The 11781-nt window shown below is 38.4% G+C and carries 22 protein-coding genes; 7 read left to right on the top strand and 15 right to left on the bottom strand.

Annotated features, from left to right (window positions below; translation table 11 throughout):
- Positions 1–18: 18 nt before the first annotated feature.
- The 5 genes from ACLHG9_RS01125 to ACLHG9_RS01105 all read left to right on the top strand — a co-directional run bounded on the left by ACLHG9_RS01125 (position 19) and on the right by ACLHG9_RS01105 (position 1765).
- Positions 19–429: a hypothetical protein gene (locus ACLHG9_RS01125; protein ID WP_054281032.1), complete on the top strand. Its 411-nt coding sequence runs from the start codon at positions 19–21 to the stop codon at positions 427–429.
- A 51-nt stretch (positions 430–480) separates the two neighbouring features.
- The gene (locus ACLHG9_RS01120; protein WP_054281031.1) at positions 481–672 is read left to right on the top strand and encodes a hypothetical protein; all 192 of its coding nucleotides are present in this window, start codon (positions 481–483) and stop codon (positions 670–672) included.
- An 87-nt stretch (positions 673–759) separates the two neighbouring features.
- On the top strand, positions 760–1032 hold the full coding sequence (locus tag ACLHG9_RS01115) for a hypothetical protein (RefSeq protein WP_054281264.1): 273 nt from the start codon (positions 760–762) through the stop codon (positions 1030–1032).
- 159 nt (positions 1033–1191) lie between these two features.
- Positions 1192–1497 carry a helix-turn-helix domain-containing protein gene (locus ACLHG9_RS01110; RefSeq protein ID WP_054281030.1) on the top strand — a complete coding sequence of 102 codons (306 nt, stop codon included), beginning with the start codon at positions 1192–1194 and terminating at the stop codon, positions 1495–1497.
- On the top strand, positions 1484–1765 hold the full coding sequence (locus ACLHG9_RS01105) for a helix-turn-helix domain-containing protein (RefSeq protein WP_054281263.1): 282 nt from the start codon (positions 1484–1486) through the stop codon (positions 1763–1765). The genes ACLHG9_RS01110 and ACLHG9_RS01105 overlap by 14 nt, the downstream gene beginning before the upstream one ends.
- A 7-nt stretch (positions 1766–1772) precedes the next feature.
- Here the strand turns inward: ACLHG9_RS01105 and ACLHG9_RS01100 are convergent, their stop codons facing one another.
- From ACLHG9_RS01100 to ACLHG9_RS01045, 12 genes are all read right to left on the bottom strand, one after another.
- Positions 1773–2510 (bottom strand): YoaK family protein, encoded by a 738-nt coding sequence (locus tag ACLHG9_RS01100; RefSeq protein WP_054281029.1) that lies wholly within the window; start codon positions 2508–2510, stop codon positions 1773–1775.
- Between the two features lie 327 nt (positions 2511–2837).
- Positions 2838–3338: a DUF6691 family protein gene (locus ACLHG9_RS01095; protein ID WP_054281028.1), complete on the bottom strand. Its 501-nt coding sequence runs from the start codon at positions 3336–3338 to the stop codon at positions 2838–2840.
- 27 nt (positions 3339–3365) lie between these two features.
- Positions 3366–3929 carry a YeeE/YedE family protein gene (locus tag ACLHG9_RS01090; RefSeq protein ID WP_054281027.1) on the bottom strand — a complete coding sequence of 188 codons (564 nt, stop codon included), beginning with the start codon at positions 3927–3929 and terminating at the stop codon, positions 3366–3368.
- Between the two features lie 7 nt (positions 3930–3936).
- Positions 3937–4230 carry a thioredoxin gene (trxA, locus tag ACLHG9_RS01085; RefSeq protein WP_054281026.1) on the bottom strand — a complete coding sequence of 98 codons (294 nt, stop codon included), beginning with the start codon at positions 4228–4230 and terminating at the stop codon, positions 3937–3939.
- The gene (locus ACLHG9_RS01080) at positions 4227–4433 is read right to left on the bottom strand and encodes a DUF6132 family protein (RefSeq protein WP_054281025.1); all 207 of its coding nucleotides are present in this window, start codon (positions 4431–4433) and stop codon (positions 4227–4229) included. The genes trxA and ACLHG9_RS01080 overlap by 4 nt, the downstream gene beginning before the upstream one ends.
- Complete coding sequence (locus ACLHG9_RS01075; protein ID WP_054281024.1) at positions 4417–4650, bottom strand: hypothetical protein; 234 nt, start codon at positions 4648–4650, stop codon at positions 4417–4419. Before ACLHG9_RS01075 ends, ACLHG9_RS01080 begins: the two co-directional genes overlap by 17 nt.
- A complete protein-coding gene (locus ACLHG9_RS01070) occupies positions 4647–4856 on the bottom strand; it encodes a DUF2892 domain-containing protein (protein ID WP_072188815.1) in 210 nt (69 codons plus the stop codon). The genes ACLHG9_RS01075 and ACLHG9_RS01070 overlap by 4 nt, the downstream gene beginning before the upstream one ends.
- Before the next feature lie 7 nt (positions 4857–4863).
- On the bottom strand, positions 4864–5184 hold the full coding sequence (locus tag ACLHG9_RS01065; RefSeq protein ID WP_054281022.1) for a rhodanese-like domain-containing protein: 321 nt from the start codon (positions 5182–5184) through the stop codon (positions 4864–4866).
- A gap of 26 nt (positions 5185–5210) precedes the next feature.
- Entirely contained in the window at positions 5211–6620 is a 1410-nt protein-coding gene (locus tag ACLHG9_RS01060) for an MBL fold metallo-hydrolase (RefSeq protein ID WP_054281021.1), read from the bottom strand.
- Positions 6621–6699: 79 nt separating this feature from the next.
- Positions 6700–7134, bottom strand: a complete 435-nt coding sequence (locus ACLHG9_RS01055; protein WP_054281020.1) for an OsmC family protein — start codon at positions 7132–7134, stop codon at positions 6700–6702.
- A gap of 116 nt (positions 7135–7250) precedes the next feature.
- Positions 7251–8048, bottom strand: a complete 798-nt coding sequence (locus ACLHG9_RS01050) for a sulfite exporter TauE/SafE family protein (protein WP_054281262.1) — start codon at positions 8046–8048, stop codon at positions 7251–7253.
- 61 nt (positions 8049–8109) lie between these two features.
- Positions 8110–8733, bottom strand: coding sequence for a Crp/Fnr family transcriptional regulator (locus ACLHG9_RS01045; protein WP_054281019.1), 624 nt, complete (start codon positions 8731–8733; stop codon positions 8110–8112).
- A 320-nt stretch (positions 8734–9053) separates the two neighbouring features.
- Here ACLHG9_RS01045 and ACLHG9_RS01040 point away from each other — a divergent pair, with 320 nt between their 5' ends.
- A complete protein-coding gene (locus ACLHG9_RS01040; protein WP_054281018.1) occupies positions 9054–9311 on the top strand; it encodes a hypothetical protein in 258 nt (85 codons plus the stop codon).
- A 12-nt stretch (positions 9312–9323) separates the two neighbouring features.
- Entirely contained in the window at positions 9324–9755 is a 432-nt protein-coding gene (locus ACLHG9_RS01035; protein WP_054281017.1) for a response regulator, read from the top strand.
- Between the two features lie 86 nt (positions 9756–9841).
- Here the strand turns inward: ACLHG9_RS01035 and ACLHG9_RS01030 are convergent, their stop codons facing one another.
- From ACLHG9_RS01030 to traN, 3 genes are read right to left on the bottom strand one after another with little or no spacing between them, the layout of a single operon-like run.
- Entirely contained in the window at positions 9842–10276 is a 435-nt protein-coding gene (locus ACLHG9_RS01030) for a DUF3872 domain-containing protein (RefSeq protein ID WP_054281016.1), read from the bottom strand.
- An 11-nt stretch (positions 10277–10287) separates the two neighbouring features.
- Positions 10288–10845 carry a conjugal transfer protein TraO gene (locus ACLHG9_RS01025; protein WP_054281015.1) on the bottom strand — a complete coding sequence of 186 codons (558 nt, stop codon included), beginning with the start codon at positions 10843–10845 and terminating at the stop codon, positions 10288–10290.
- Between the two features lie 17 nt (positions 10846–10862).
- Positions 10863–11765 carry a conjugative transposon protein TraN gene (traN, locus tag ACLHG9_RS01020; protein ID WP_054281014.1) on the bottom strand — a complete coding sequence of 301 codons (903 nt, stop codon included), beginning with the start codon at positions 11763–11765 and terminating at the stop codon, positions 10863–10865.
- Positions 11766–11781: the final 16 nt, after the last annotated feature.

Raw genomic sequence — 11781 nt, 5'->3', positions numbered from 1 at the left:
TTTAAAAAATATACATATATGAAAGCATTAAACAAAATGGACAATCTGGATAAAGGAACGTTACTAAGCAAACTGTTTCCCGAAGCGTTACAGGGCATTCAAAACGCAATAGAAAAGCAATGCGGTTACTTTCTGCAAAATGAAACTGCCTTTCGTGAGGGCTGGCATCAAAAAGGGTTTTTCACCGCAGAATTTTGGTACAGACTTGTAGAAAATGCACACAAGACAATTGAGAAAAACGACCGCCAACTATGGAAACGCCCAAATTGGTTTGCAGACCATTTCTTTGACGGACACAACTCATTGTTTACTGTACACTGTCTTATTGAGTATGCAGACAGCGAAGATTGCAACCCTGATTTAACACAGGCGATACACTTGCTTTTTGGAAGTGAGAAGCTATTAAAAATAATCCCAAACGATAATTAAAAACTACGGGCGACCGTCTGCAATGGCGGTTGCTTTTTAAACTGAACAACGATGAAAGTAAGAGATAAAAACGGACAATGCATTGAAGTTACCAATCTTAAAAAAGCTATTCAGCAGGCAAGTTGGTATAAAACGTATCAACACAACCCTCCAGTAGAAAGTGACAAGGAGCGGCAGGCATATTGGGCTGATATGCATGAGAAACTGTTAGCATTAAAAGTAAAACAGTCTTGTAACACTTAGGTCGTTCCTTGCAGTCACCCACATTTATATTTTGTATTTTTGTTTATAACGGATTGGATAGTTTTTGTTAAATTAAATGGTAGAATTATGGTATCATCATTAGTCATAGGAATAATATTTTTGGTAGCAGGCTTGGCGTTACGTTATTGGATTAACCGCAGGAAATTTTACAGGCGAAGCCCTACCGGAGCCGAAGGATTTTCAAGCTATGAAAAATCATTAGCTATAAAGTTCATCGAACGTGTGGGCAAATGGATAGCTTATGCTTTGATTATTTTCGGGCTATTGTCGCTATGGGTATATTCAAGAGAGAAGAAGGAAATAGCAACCAAAAACACGGAGGTACAGAAGCCACGATAATCAACAACTTACTTTATTCAATGGTATAGGTCTTTACAGGCTTGTACCATTTTTTTGTGCCAAACCTTACCACTCAACGCCAAACACGCCCACATTTATAAGACACCTTAAAACCTTTCCTAATTTCCTTTCCTAACATGAAAAAGTGAGGAAAAGATTATGGAAGTGATAGCAATACCGAAATCAGTTCTTAAAGAACTGACCACAGAGCTGGATGAACTGTTACAGCGTACCACAGATGCGAGCAAAGCCTATGTAGGCATTTTCAACGAAGAAAGATGGCTGGACAATCAGGAGGTGTGCCTCATGCTTGGCATAACCAAACGCACCCTGCAATCATACAAAGACAAAGGGATTTTGTCTTTTTCAAAATTGAACCGAAAAAATTATTACAAACTTTCGGATGTACAGCGTTTGCTTGCTCCTGATACCACACACAAAACAAATGAGTATGGAACTTTTTGATACCGATGCCGAAGAAATAGCAAACTATAAAAGAAAGTTTGAGCAGCTCCGTATCCAAACGGAAATGATACTGGAGAACTTTCGCCCGGTAATGAACGGAGAAATTTATTTGTCAGGGGATGATATTTGCAAACTGCTGCATATCAGTAAACGAACTTTACAACAATACCGTGATGACCAAATTTTGCCGTATATACAAATAGGAGGCAAATTAATCTATAAACAATCAGATTTGGTAACGATATTGGAAAAGCATTATATAAAATAAAATGTGGTTAGTGATGATTTCTAAATTTCCTTTTCAGATGATAATATCGAAAGAGTAAGCGATCATACCACAGCGCAAAAAATAATAATCCCACCGGGAGTAAAAGAGTTTGCAACTTGAAATTCGTATAAACCAGCCCCCCTATGATACATCCTAAAAAGAAACAGCTAATAATAGCTAACTTCAAGAAGATGCTTTTATTTAACTGCATCTTTGCTGGTCGGTCTTTATAAAAGAACAACTGTGAGAGTTCAATTCCGAGGTCAGTAAACAATCCTGTTAAATGCGTAGTTCTTACTACCGATTGAGATACCCTCGTCACTAATGCATTCTGTAATCCCATAGCAAAAAGCAGAGCAGACGATAATATAATCGAAAATTTGGGATATTCGTTTGGTACAAAAAATACTGAAGTACTAATTGCTAAAAATATGAATACTTCAATCAATATAGGTATCACATAAGAAGTTTGTGGTTTATATTTTGATACCAATTCCATAATCAGGCTTGAAACGAAAGCACCAAATAAGAAAAAAAGAATGTAAAATAAATATGCAAGAGCCATTTTGTTATTTCTTAAAATAAGTTCTTCAGAAAAATAAGCGAAATGTCCTGTTACGTTGGTTGTTAATGTATGCAATTCTAAAACACCCGTAATATTTACGATGCCAGCAACGCCTGATAATATGGAAGCTAATTTTAGATTATGTGCATAAGTCCGACCTTTACCCTTATGTCTAAACATTTATAAATTTTTTTTATTGCAAACTTACAAAACTGTTTTTCTAATAAGTTTATAGCCATATAAAAAGCATTTCAGCTTTAAAAATGTGTATTTTGGGCAATCCTGCAAGCAAATTATGTATCATTATATTGTCTCTAATTTTCTATTTGATTGAATAACGTTCAGAGATATTGTTTTCGTACAGCCTTGTGGTGCTGTTAAGGATATTCGGCTAACATAGATATATCAAATTTCAAATTGGGTAAAGCTTTGTATTCAAGATTAAGCCCAATAAGACCTACATTATTGTTGTTAGCAACAATTTCTTAAACTAACCCATAACAATATTTAATGCGGCAACTTTTCTCTGAAATAGCCGTAAACCCAAGTCCCTGCAACAGCACTCAGAAGCGTAACGGCAATGACGGTTGCCCCTGTTCCAATTTGAGCAAACAACGGCCCGGGACAGGCCCCGGTAATTGCCCAACCAAAACCAAAAATTAAACCACCGTAGATTTGCCCTTTATTAAACTCTTTGGGTGCAATTTTAATCGGCTCTCCATAAATGGTTTTGATGTTGAATTTTTTAATCAGAAAAACGGAAATCATTCCTGTTACAACGGCACTTCCTATTATTCCATACATATGAAACGATTGCAAACGAAACATTTCCTGAATACGAAACCAGCTAATGACTTCGGCTTTTACGAACACAATGCCAAATAAAATTCCGACAACTAAGTATTTCAAATTATGATACCATTTGTGCTGTAAATGGCTTTCATTTACGCACATTGCGTCCAGCTCTCTTTGTGCTAAATCTTTTTCTGTATCTATATGTTGCTGCATTTTTGTTTTAGTTAATTTCTGTTTTACTTAAAGTGAAAGAATAAAAGGCAAAATCAGGTTCGCCATAATGAAACCGCCCATCATAAAGCTAATGGTAGCAATCAGGGACGGCAGTTGTAAATTGGACAATCCCATAATAGCGTGTCCGCTGGTACAGCCACCTGCATAGCGAGTTCCGAAACCTACTAAAAAGCCACCGCCTACCATCATTATAAAGCCTCTTAATGTAAACAGCGATTGCCAGCTCATAATGTCTTGTGGAACCAGATTATTAAAATGGGTAATGCCATAACCTGCTAAATCTTGTGCTAATTTAGGACTAACCTCAACCGGATTGGGATTAGCCAAAAGGCTAACTGCCAATGCTCCGCCCAGAAATATACCGAATACAAAGAGTAAATTCCATATTTCTTTTTTCCAGTCATATTTAAAAAACAGAATGTTGGCAGGCACGCACGAGGCACAAATGTGTCGTAGAGATGAGCTGATACCAAAGGATTTATTTCCTAAAATCATCAATGCAGGAACAGTTAAGCCGATTAATGGGCCTGCTATATACCAAGCCCAGGGCTGTTTTAAATATTCTATCATTCTTAGTTTATGTATTTGCTATAATCAGTCTTTCTAACTCGTTTGCGGGCACAACGCTCGATTGTCGCCAAAGCGGTTTCCCGTTTTTAAATAAGATAAGCGTGGGTACGCCACGTACCTGATAAGCTGATGCAGCTTGAGGGTTTTTGTCTACATCAATTTTTATGATGTTTGCATTTTCGCCAACACGTTGCTTTACGTCTTCCAATATTGGCGACATCATTTTGCAGGGGCCACACCAAGTGGCAAAAAAGTCCACCAATACAGGTTTGTCCTGATTTATTATTTCCTGAAATGTCATGCTGTTTTTTTTCTGCTTTTTTGAAACATTGAGAATAGAAGGCCACCCATAACTGAACCGTATAAGCTACTGTTAATAGGATTTGAAGTAATAGCACATTGCCCCGAATTGCAACCGACCGTTTTCCAATAGAGATAACCTGCCAATGCCCCTGCAAATACGCCAACTATTGTGAGCAGATTATTTTTAGCGAACTTCTTCATAGCTTACCTCTTCCACTTTCTTGTTGCTTTTTGAAACAGGCGTAGTGCACCCCGATGTGCCACAACAACCGATATTCAATATTGGCATCAGTGAAAACAAAATACCTGCTCCCATAAAAAGCCAATCTTTTGCAATAACGCTTTGCACGATAATAAGGATGCCCAATGCTAACCGCAGTACTCGCATAAAGCTCCAGTTTTCAAAATGTTTTTTCATTTCTCTTTCTTTTTAAGGGTATTGATGCCAAACGGCAGGTATAAAGGGCAAAAGCTCATAAATGAAGTAAGCACAAATGCTATGGCTAAAATACCCAAGATGATTGCCATTATACCGGAAATGGTATTTGTGAAATATAAAACACCTATCACAATCGCAATGAGTATGCGAATTGCTTTGTCTATTGTTCCCATATTCTTTTTCATATCTGATCTATTTGTTGTTTACTAAGTTATTTACGTTGTGCCAGGTTCCGCCATTGATTACATTTTGAATGCCTTTTCTTTCCAGAATACTTTTTGACTGGCTGCTGCGGTTTCCGCTACGGCAAAATACAATGATGCTTTTTTTGTTTTTGAATTTGGATAACTGACTTTGAACTTTATCCAGCGGTATGTTTACCGCACCTTTTACACTACCTGTCGAAAATTCGGCAGGTGTGCGAACATCCACTAAAAAAGCACCTTCTTTTATCGCTTCTGATAGTTGGGTATTGTCTGTTGACGAGAACATATTTTTGAAAATTCCAAACATTGCTATTGTTGTTATGGTGATATAAATTAGCTCAACATTTTACTTTGACATACAAAATCGGTTTTAGGAATACTGGTCTGTGCAATGGCGTTAAAACCACCCTCTACTTCCGTAAAGTTTCTGTATCCTCTTGCCTGTAAAATACTCGCAGCTATCATACTGCGGTAGCCGCCTGCACAATGCAGGTAAAAATGCTCTTTCGGGTTGAGTTCTTTAACCCAATCATTGATATATGCCAATGGTTTGCTGTAAGCATCTTCAACGTGCTCTGCCGTATATTCGCTTTCTTTGCGAACATCAATGACCTTGCTGTTGTCATAATAATCTTTTGAAAATTGGTCGGCCGTAATCCGATTTATGATGTCAGTTTCTTTTGCTGCTTTTATCCAGGTTTCAAAACCATCTTTTAAATGTCCCAGTACATTGTCAAAACCAACACGGCTCAATCGTGTTACGGCTTCTTCTTCCGTACCGTTGTCGGTAACCAACAAAATCGGTTGTTTCACGTCAACAATCATCGCACCCACCCAAGGTGCAAAATCGCCTTTCAAACCTATATTGATAGATTTCGGAATAAAGCCTTTGGCAAAATCCTTATCGCTTCGTGTGTCTAAAATCAATGCTCCTGTATTTTCTGCCGCCGCTTCAAATTCTTCTGCCGAGAGTGCTTTCATTCCGTGGCTCAACACTTCTTCAAAACTGTCATAACCTTTTTTATTCATGGCTACGTTCATACCGAAATAAGCAGGTGGTGGTAATAATCCATCAGTAACGGCTTTGATAAAACTTTCTTTATCCGGCTGGTTTAGCGCATAGTTGATACTTTTCTGATTACCAAGGCTATCAACCGTTTCTTTCATCATATTTTTTCCGCAAGCCGAACCTGCACCGTGTGCCGGATAAACAGTGATATCATCCGATAGTGGTAAAATCTTATGATACAAACTGTCATAAAGCAAACCTGCCAATTCTTCCTGTGTGAGGTTTGCCGCCTTTTGTGCCAGATCCGGTCTGCCTACATCGCCAAGAAAAAGTGTATCGCCACTAAACAATGCTGTTTCATTGCCATTTTCGTCAATCAACAAAAAACAGGAGCTTTCCATTGTATGCCCCGGGGTATGCAATACTTTAATTTTCACGTTGCCCAATTCAAAAATCTGATTGTCTTCTGCTACGATGGCTTCAAACTCTGGCTTTGCCGTAGGCCCGTAAACAATTGATGCATTTGTTTTTTTACTCAGATCAACGTGTCCGCTTACAAAATCAGCGTGAAAATGCGTTTCAAAAATGTATTTGAGCTTCACATCATCTTTTTCCAAACGGTCTAAATACGGTTGCGTTTCACGTAATGGGTCAATAATGGCAGCTTCACCATTGGAAGTAATATAATATGCACCTTGTGCCAGGCAGCCTGTATAAATTTGTTCTATTTTCATTATCCAAATTTTTCTTGTTTATGATTTGATACTGCGAATTTCCGAATATTGGTTTTTCGGTACAGCTACTTTTGTCACATTAGGCAATTTCAGGCGTTAATGTAATTTCTGTTTTCATTGAGTTGGTTACTAAACAGCCAGCTTTTGCTTTTTCGGCAACACGCATGGCCTTATCCATATCGGTTCCGGGATTAATCAATTTTATTACCGGAAACATTTCTGCCTGCGTGATGAGGTATTTTCCTTCTACCATTTCCAATCTGGCAATTGTTTTACAACTAAAGTTTTCGATTTCTACTTTAAAATTAGAAGCAATTGCCAGGAAGGTTGCCATATAGCAACTGTTAATAGCTGCTACAAAAAGATGTTCTGGCGACCATACACCGGGAACGCCATTAGGAAATTCCGGTGGTGTAGCGCATTCAATAGTTTTGTTTAATACCGGCGATGACAGTTCGCCTGTTCTGCCATCTTTCCATTTGATGTTTACTTCGTAAAAATGTGTTTGTGACATAATTTTTGAATTGAAAAAGGACAGTTGACATTGCCCGCTGTAGTGGGTTATATTATTTGTTACAAATTTCTGAAGATTGATTTTCCTGTACAGCTACTTTAGTCACATAAGGGATTTTATTTCACAATGATTTCTTTGATCATAATGTAAATACCCATTGACAGCACAAACCAACCGAAAGCAGGTTTCAATTTTTTACCATCAATTTTTTTAGAGATAAAGCTTCCTATCAGCACCCCGATAATAGCCAGTGCCAAAATTTTGAGAAGAAAAATCCATTCAACCGTTAGATGTGTAGCCGATACAGCAAATCCAAAAAGTGAATTGACCGCAATAATGACCAGTGAGGTTCCGATTGCTTTCTTAATATCTAAATGTAGCAGATTAACCAGGGCAGGGATTATTAAAAAACCGCCACCTGCACCGATAAGCCCGGTAACTATACCCACAAATAATCCTTGGATAATAACTAATGAAGTGCGCTTAGGGGCTGTTTTGGAAGGCAGGCAATCTTCTCCTTTACACTTTTTTATCATACTGTAAGACGCAAAAAACATCAATACAGCAAAAAGCAACATCAAGAAAATGTTTTTGGTAATGATAAAACTGCCGATGCTAAAAATTTCCTGCGGTATGGCGGGAACAATAAAAGCCCTTGTTAAAAAAACGGCTATAATAGACGGGATGCCAAATGCAACAGCCGTTCTAAAGTTAACCAACCCTTTTTTGAAATAAGAGAATGAGCCTACAACGCTGGTAGTTCCAACAATGAAAAGAGAATAGGCGGTTGCTAAAACTGCATCTATATGAAATAAATAGACTAAAACAGGAACGGTAAGAATGCTGCCGCCACCCCCGATTAGCCCTAATGAAATACCTATTAAAATTGATGCTAAATAACCTGCTATATCCATAAGTTTCTGAAATTTCTGCTGCAAAAATGCACCAACTCCAAAAACTGTACAGCTACTTTGGTCACATAAGGGTTATTTTGTTTCTGCCCAATTTTACTTTTCCGTTTTCTTCCAACTGTTTTAGCAGGCGGGAAACAACTGCTCTTGCTGTTCCCAATTCGGAGGCTACTTGTTCGTGGGTAATGTTCAGTGTTTTGTTTCCTGTAAGTGCTACTTTTTTATCCAGCAAATTCAGCATTCTTTCGTCCACTTTTTTAAAGGAAATGGCATTTACGATTTCCAATAACTCTTCAAACCGTTTGTGGTATAAACGGAAAATATAATCCAACCATTGGGGATATTCTTTGATAAATAATGATACTTTATCAACAGGCAAAAACAGAATTTCAGCATCTTCTTCCACCTCGGCTCTTACTTTGCTTATTTCGTTGTGCAGTCCACCCAAAAAAGACATAATACAACTTTCACCCGCTTTAATATAGTACAGCAAAATTTCTTTTCCATCTTCTTCTGTTCGGATCACTTTTAAAGTTCCTTTCGCTACAATCGGAATAGAACGAATGTGTGCATTTTCGTTTAAAATAATATCACCCGCTTTATAAGTCTTTTGTATACTGTGCTTATACAGTTGCTCCACTAATTCAGGCGATGACTTAAATTCTGTTATCTGTTGCAAATCACTCATAGTGCAAAATTAAAAATTTAATTACAGGAAATTGGCTATGGGAAGTCTAATAATCGTATTAATTACATCTATACTTAAATAGGGGTGATTTTTTAGTATATTTGCTATTGAAGATATAAAAAATTTAAAGTGTTTTTGCTTTAAATCTCGATACTAAAAACTGGTAATTTTTAAAAATCCCGAGATAATAAGTAAGAACGCTCATGCTATGGCGTGGGCGCTCGCTTATTCGGGATTAGGCGTACCAGTGCCTTAGTATCGGTAAGTGTGGTTGCCTGCGCCTCTTTTTGTTGCAGGCTTCCAATACTAAAACGGATATTATGGACACTGCAAACAATACCTACCTTGCCTTTCAATTTTCTGCCTCCGAATTATCGGCTTTTGCAGTTGCCAGTGGCATTTTTACCATATCACTTAAAAACGGGAAGATAGTACACTTTTGCCCCAATGATGTCCAACATTTTCATGATTGGCTGACCGCTCATGAAATCAGAGATATACAAAAAGAAGAAAGGACAAAGCCAACCCCTCCATCTACAAATAAAAGCTGGTGGGGACGGATTAAACGTAACAAATAATATTGCAAGATTATGAACAGTAATGAAAAAGCAATTCGCATAGCCATTATAGATAACAACGAACATCTGGGATATACTTCCATAAATCAACTTGAAAATGCTGGCTATATTGTACAATTTCAAGTGAGTGACAGCGAAAAAGCATTAATGAAAATAGATGAAGACGGCGAGCTGCCCGATGTGTGCATCGTCGAAGAAGATTTTGCGGCAGCAAAATTGTTACTCGAAAAACATCCCGATTTAAAGCTATTAATATCAAGTACCGATGATGCAGAGGAAAGTGTTAGAACTATGCTGAAAGCTGGTGTATCGGGCTATATATTGAAATTCGCCGACCCTGATGAGATAATAACCGCCGTAAAAGCATTGAGCAAAGACAGGAAATATGTCAGTGTTGGAATTAGTGAAATAGCAGCAGAATATTTTAGCAGTCACAGCTTATAACGGCACAAATTAAGAACTGCAATAAAAAAGTCGTCCGACTTTTTAGGTCAGACGACTTCTATTTTCCGATTGGTATAGCCGTTCGCTTAGTCTTTATTATTAAATTGAAAACTTATCTGCTTTTCGTTCCCGAAATTGTCGCTTATCCATACATCAAACGACTGCGATACGGCAGATTGTGAGGTGTAATACAGCCGGAACTGTGTCGCTGGCAATTGGTACAAATCATTAGGCATATACGGCGGTTCGCTGTAATATCGCAATGCGCCTTGCCCGTCATATTGGAAATAGCGGATAAAGTATTTTGCATCGTTGAAATTACCACTCCGTTCAATGGTAAACCTTATTTCAACAGTCTGCCCGTTTGCCACATCTCCCGGAACTGGCATCACTTTGACCTCAAACGGATAGTTCTGCTGTATGTCGAGTTCCTCCTTATTACAGGACGATAACACGGCGGCACTTGTAAAGACCAGGAGAAGCAGCCACAAAAATTTATTTCTATTCAAAAATCGTTTCATTGTTATTCTTTTTAAAAGTTAAACCTTAGCCCAATGCCTGCTGATGGGCGGAACTGTTTTAAATCTGTACCCCATAATACTTTGGTACGACCTTGCAGGAGCAGCACAAACCTGTCGGACAGGTATGTTTCCAAAGACAAACGCCCTCCGGCTCCGTAAATAAAATTGTCTTTGTCGAGGACTTTAGAGCCATCATAGAGCGTTGCATCACTCCGGTTAATGGTTTCGTACCCGGCAACAGCAGTAAGCCCCGCATTAAGGTTTGTAGTCTTTCTTGCATCGCCTAAAAGCTGGAGGCTGTACCCCATTTCACCCGTATAGGTTTCAAGAGGTATTTGTACAGTCCTGTAATCGGCAAATTGGTGGGTATATTCTGCACCCCAAATCCAATAGTTTCCAGCTCTGCTATTTACAGTAAGGGTCAAATTCAAAAAGTAATTATCCTTTACTTTCTTAGATAACAATCCGGCGTTTACTTCCAGTCCTTTTTGTCCGGGTGTCATTCGTTGTGCTTGCGTTGCTGTAATGCTCAACACCGCAAGCATTACAGCAAAAATGTATTTTGTCATTGTTTTTTCTGTTTTGGTTACTTAATCTTTAGGTGCATAGCGTTTACCAGCTTGGCGTGTACGAGGTCGGAATTTTCGACCTGTAAGGCTTGCTGCCTGCCGCCATTCTTTTCAAAGATTTCAATTACCAATACCTTATCATCGGTAATGGTGAACTGGTCGAGTAGGAAGACGTTTTGGTCAGTCGTATTGCCCGCAATTTCGGTAAGCGGTTTATACATACGCAACGGGGTCATTGGCTTTTCCTGCACTACGGTACGCTTCGCCACTTTCTTATCTACTACTTTGAAATTCACAAAGTCAATAGCAAACGGAACGTTGCTTGTATTGCGCAACTCTGTATGAAAATAAAATTTGCCGTTGTGTACATAGATGCCTTTCAGTAGAAACTGTACGCCGTAACTTTTGGAGGCTATATGCTTTACAATCCTTTTGTCCTTTTTATAAATGGTTTCCATGAGCAACCCGGCCAGCGATGGCGAATTGCTCCCCAATTCCTCAAACAGCACATCGTTACCGTTTTCCCTGTCTGATGCTTTTTGCATCGTCAGTAAATCATAATTCAGGGTGGTTGGATAAGCACTGTAAAAAACATTGAAGTTGTAGAAACGACCATCATCGGTAATTACAGAAAAATTGGTTTCTTCTTTAAAATCTTTAACGGTAGCCTTTATACGCAGCACGTTTTCGGCATCATCTGCCTTACCTGCAATCAGGTATTCACTGCCCAAATCCACATACCGGATGGCTGCCGGAAAAATCAAATGGGAGGTCTTATTGTACGTTACCTGCATTTCGTAAGGTTCTACTTTACCCATGCTTAATTTGCTTGTATTAGATGCAACCTGCTGCGCATTGGTATTGGCAGTAAAGGCTATTAAACAAGCCATTGCCAAAAGACTTTTAAATATTGCTTTCATTTTATTGCTGATTTTT

The sequence above is a fragment of the Pedobacter sp. genome (assembly GCF_046462515.1).
In the GTDB taxonomy this organism is placed as follows: Bacteria; Bacteroidota; Bacteroidia; order Sphingobacteriales; family Sphingobacteriaceae; genus Pedobacter.
This window is presented reverse-complemented; position numbering and strand designations above follow the sequence as displayed.

Bases quoted from the DNA above. Each gene is read 5' to 3' on its own strand.
- trxA (WP_054281026.1), bottom strand. From the start codon at position 4,230: ATGACATTTCAGGAAATAATAAATCAGGACAAACCTGTATTGGTGGAC.
- ACLHG9_RS01055 (WP_054281020.1), bottom strand. From the start codon at position 7,134: ATGTCACAAACACATTTTTACGAAGTAAACATCAAATGGAAAGATGGC.
- ACLHG9_RS01050 (WP_054281262.1), bottom strand. From the start codon at position 8,048: ATGGATATAGCAGGTTATTTAGCATCAATTTTAATAGGTATTTCATTA.
- ACLHG9_RS01110 (WP_054281030.1), top strand. From the start codon at position 1,192: ATGGAAGTGATAGCAATACCGAAATCAGTTCTTAAAGAACTGACCACA.
- ACLHG9_RS01095 (WP_054281028.1), bottom strand. From the start codon at position 3,338: ATGCAGCAACATATAGATACAGAAAAAGATTTAGCACAAAGAGAGCTG.
- ACLHG9_RS01035 (WP_054281017.1), top strand. From the start codon at position 9,324: ATGAACAGTAATGAAAAAGCAATTCGCATAGCCATTATAGATAACAAC.
- ACLHG9_RS01045 (WP_054281019.1), bottom strand. From the start codon at position 8,733: ATGAGTGATTTGCAACAGATAACAGAATTTAAGTCATCGCCTGAATTA.
- ACLHG9_RS01090 (WP_054281027.1), bottom strand. From the start codon at position 3,929: ATGATAGAATATTTAAAACAGCCCTGGGCTTGGTATATAGCAGGCCCA.
- ACLHG9_RS01080 (WP_054281025.1), bottom strand. From the start codon at position 4,433: ATGAAGAAGTTCGCTAAAAATAATCTGCTCACAATAGTTGGCGTATTT.
- ACLHG9_RS01030 (WP_054281016.1), bottom strand. From the start codon at position 10,276: ATGAAACGATTTTTGAATAGAAATAAATTTTTGTGGCTGCTTCTCCTG.
- ACLHG9_RS01115 (WP_054281264.1), top strand. From the start codon at position 760: ATGGTATCATCATTAGTCATAGGAATAATATTTTTGGTAGCAGGCTTG.
- ACLHG9_RS01100 (WP_054281029.1), bottom strand. From the start codon at position 2,510: ATGTTTAGACATAAGGGTAAAGGTCGGACTTATGCACATAATCTAAAA.
- ACLHG9_RS01060 (WP_054281021.1), bottom strand. From the start codon at position 6,620: ATGAAAATAGAACAAATTTATACAGGCTGCCTGGCACAAGGTGCATAT.
- ACLHG9_RS01125 (WP_054281032.1), top strand. From the start codon at position 19: ATGAAAGCATTAAACAAAATGGACAATCTGGATAAAGGAACGTTACTA.
- ACLHG9_RS01120 (WP_054281031.1), top strand. From the start codon at position 481: ATGAAAGTAAGAGATAAAAACGGACAATGCATTGAAGTTACCAATCTT.
- ACLHG9_RS01040 (WP_054281018.1), top strand. From the start codon at position 9,054: ATGGACACTGCAAACAATACCTACCTTGCCTTTCAATTTTCTGCCTCC.
- ACLHG9_RS01070 (WP_072188815.1), bottom strand. From the start codon at position 4,856: ATGAAAAAGAATATGGGAACAATAGACAAAGCAATTCGCATACTCATT.
- ACLHG9_RS01105 (WP_054281263.1), top strand. From the start codon at position 1,484: ATGGAACTTTTTGATACCGATGCCGAAGAAATAGCAAACTATAAAAGA.
- ACLHG9_RS01025 (WP_054281015.1), bottom strand. From the start codon at position 10,845: ATGACAAAATACATTTTTGCTGTAATGCTTGCGGTGTTGAGCATTACA.
- traN (WP_054281014.1), bottom strand. From the start codon at position 11,765: ATGAAAGCAATATTTAAAAGTCTTTTGGCAATGGCTTGTTTAATAGCC.
- ACLHG9_RS01065 (WP_054281022.1), bottom strand. From the start codon at position 5,184: ATGTTTGGAATTTTCAAAAATATGTTCTCGTCAACAGACAATACCCAA.
- ACLHG9_RS01075 (WP_054281024.1), bottom strand. From the start codon at position 4,650: ATGAAAAAACATTTTGAAAACTGGAGCTTTATGCGAGTACTGCGGTTA.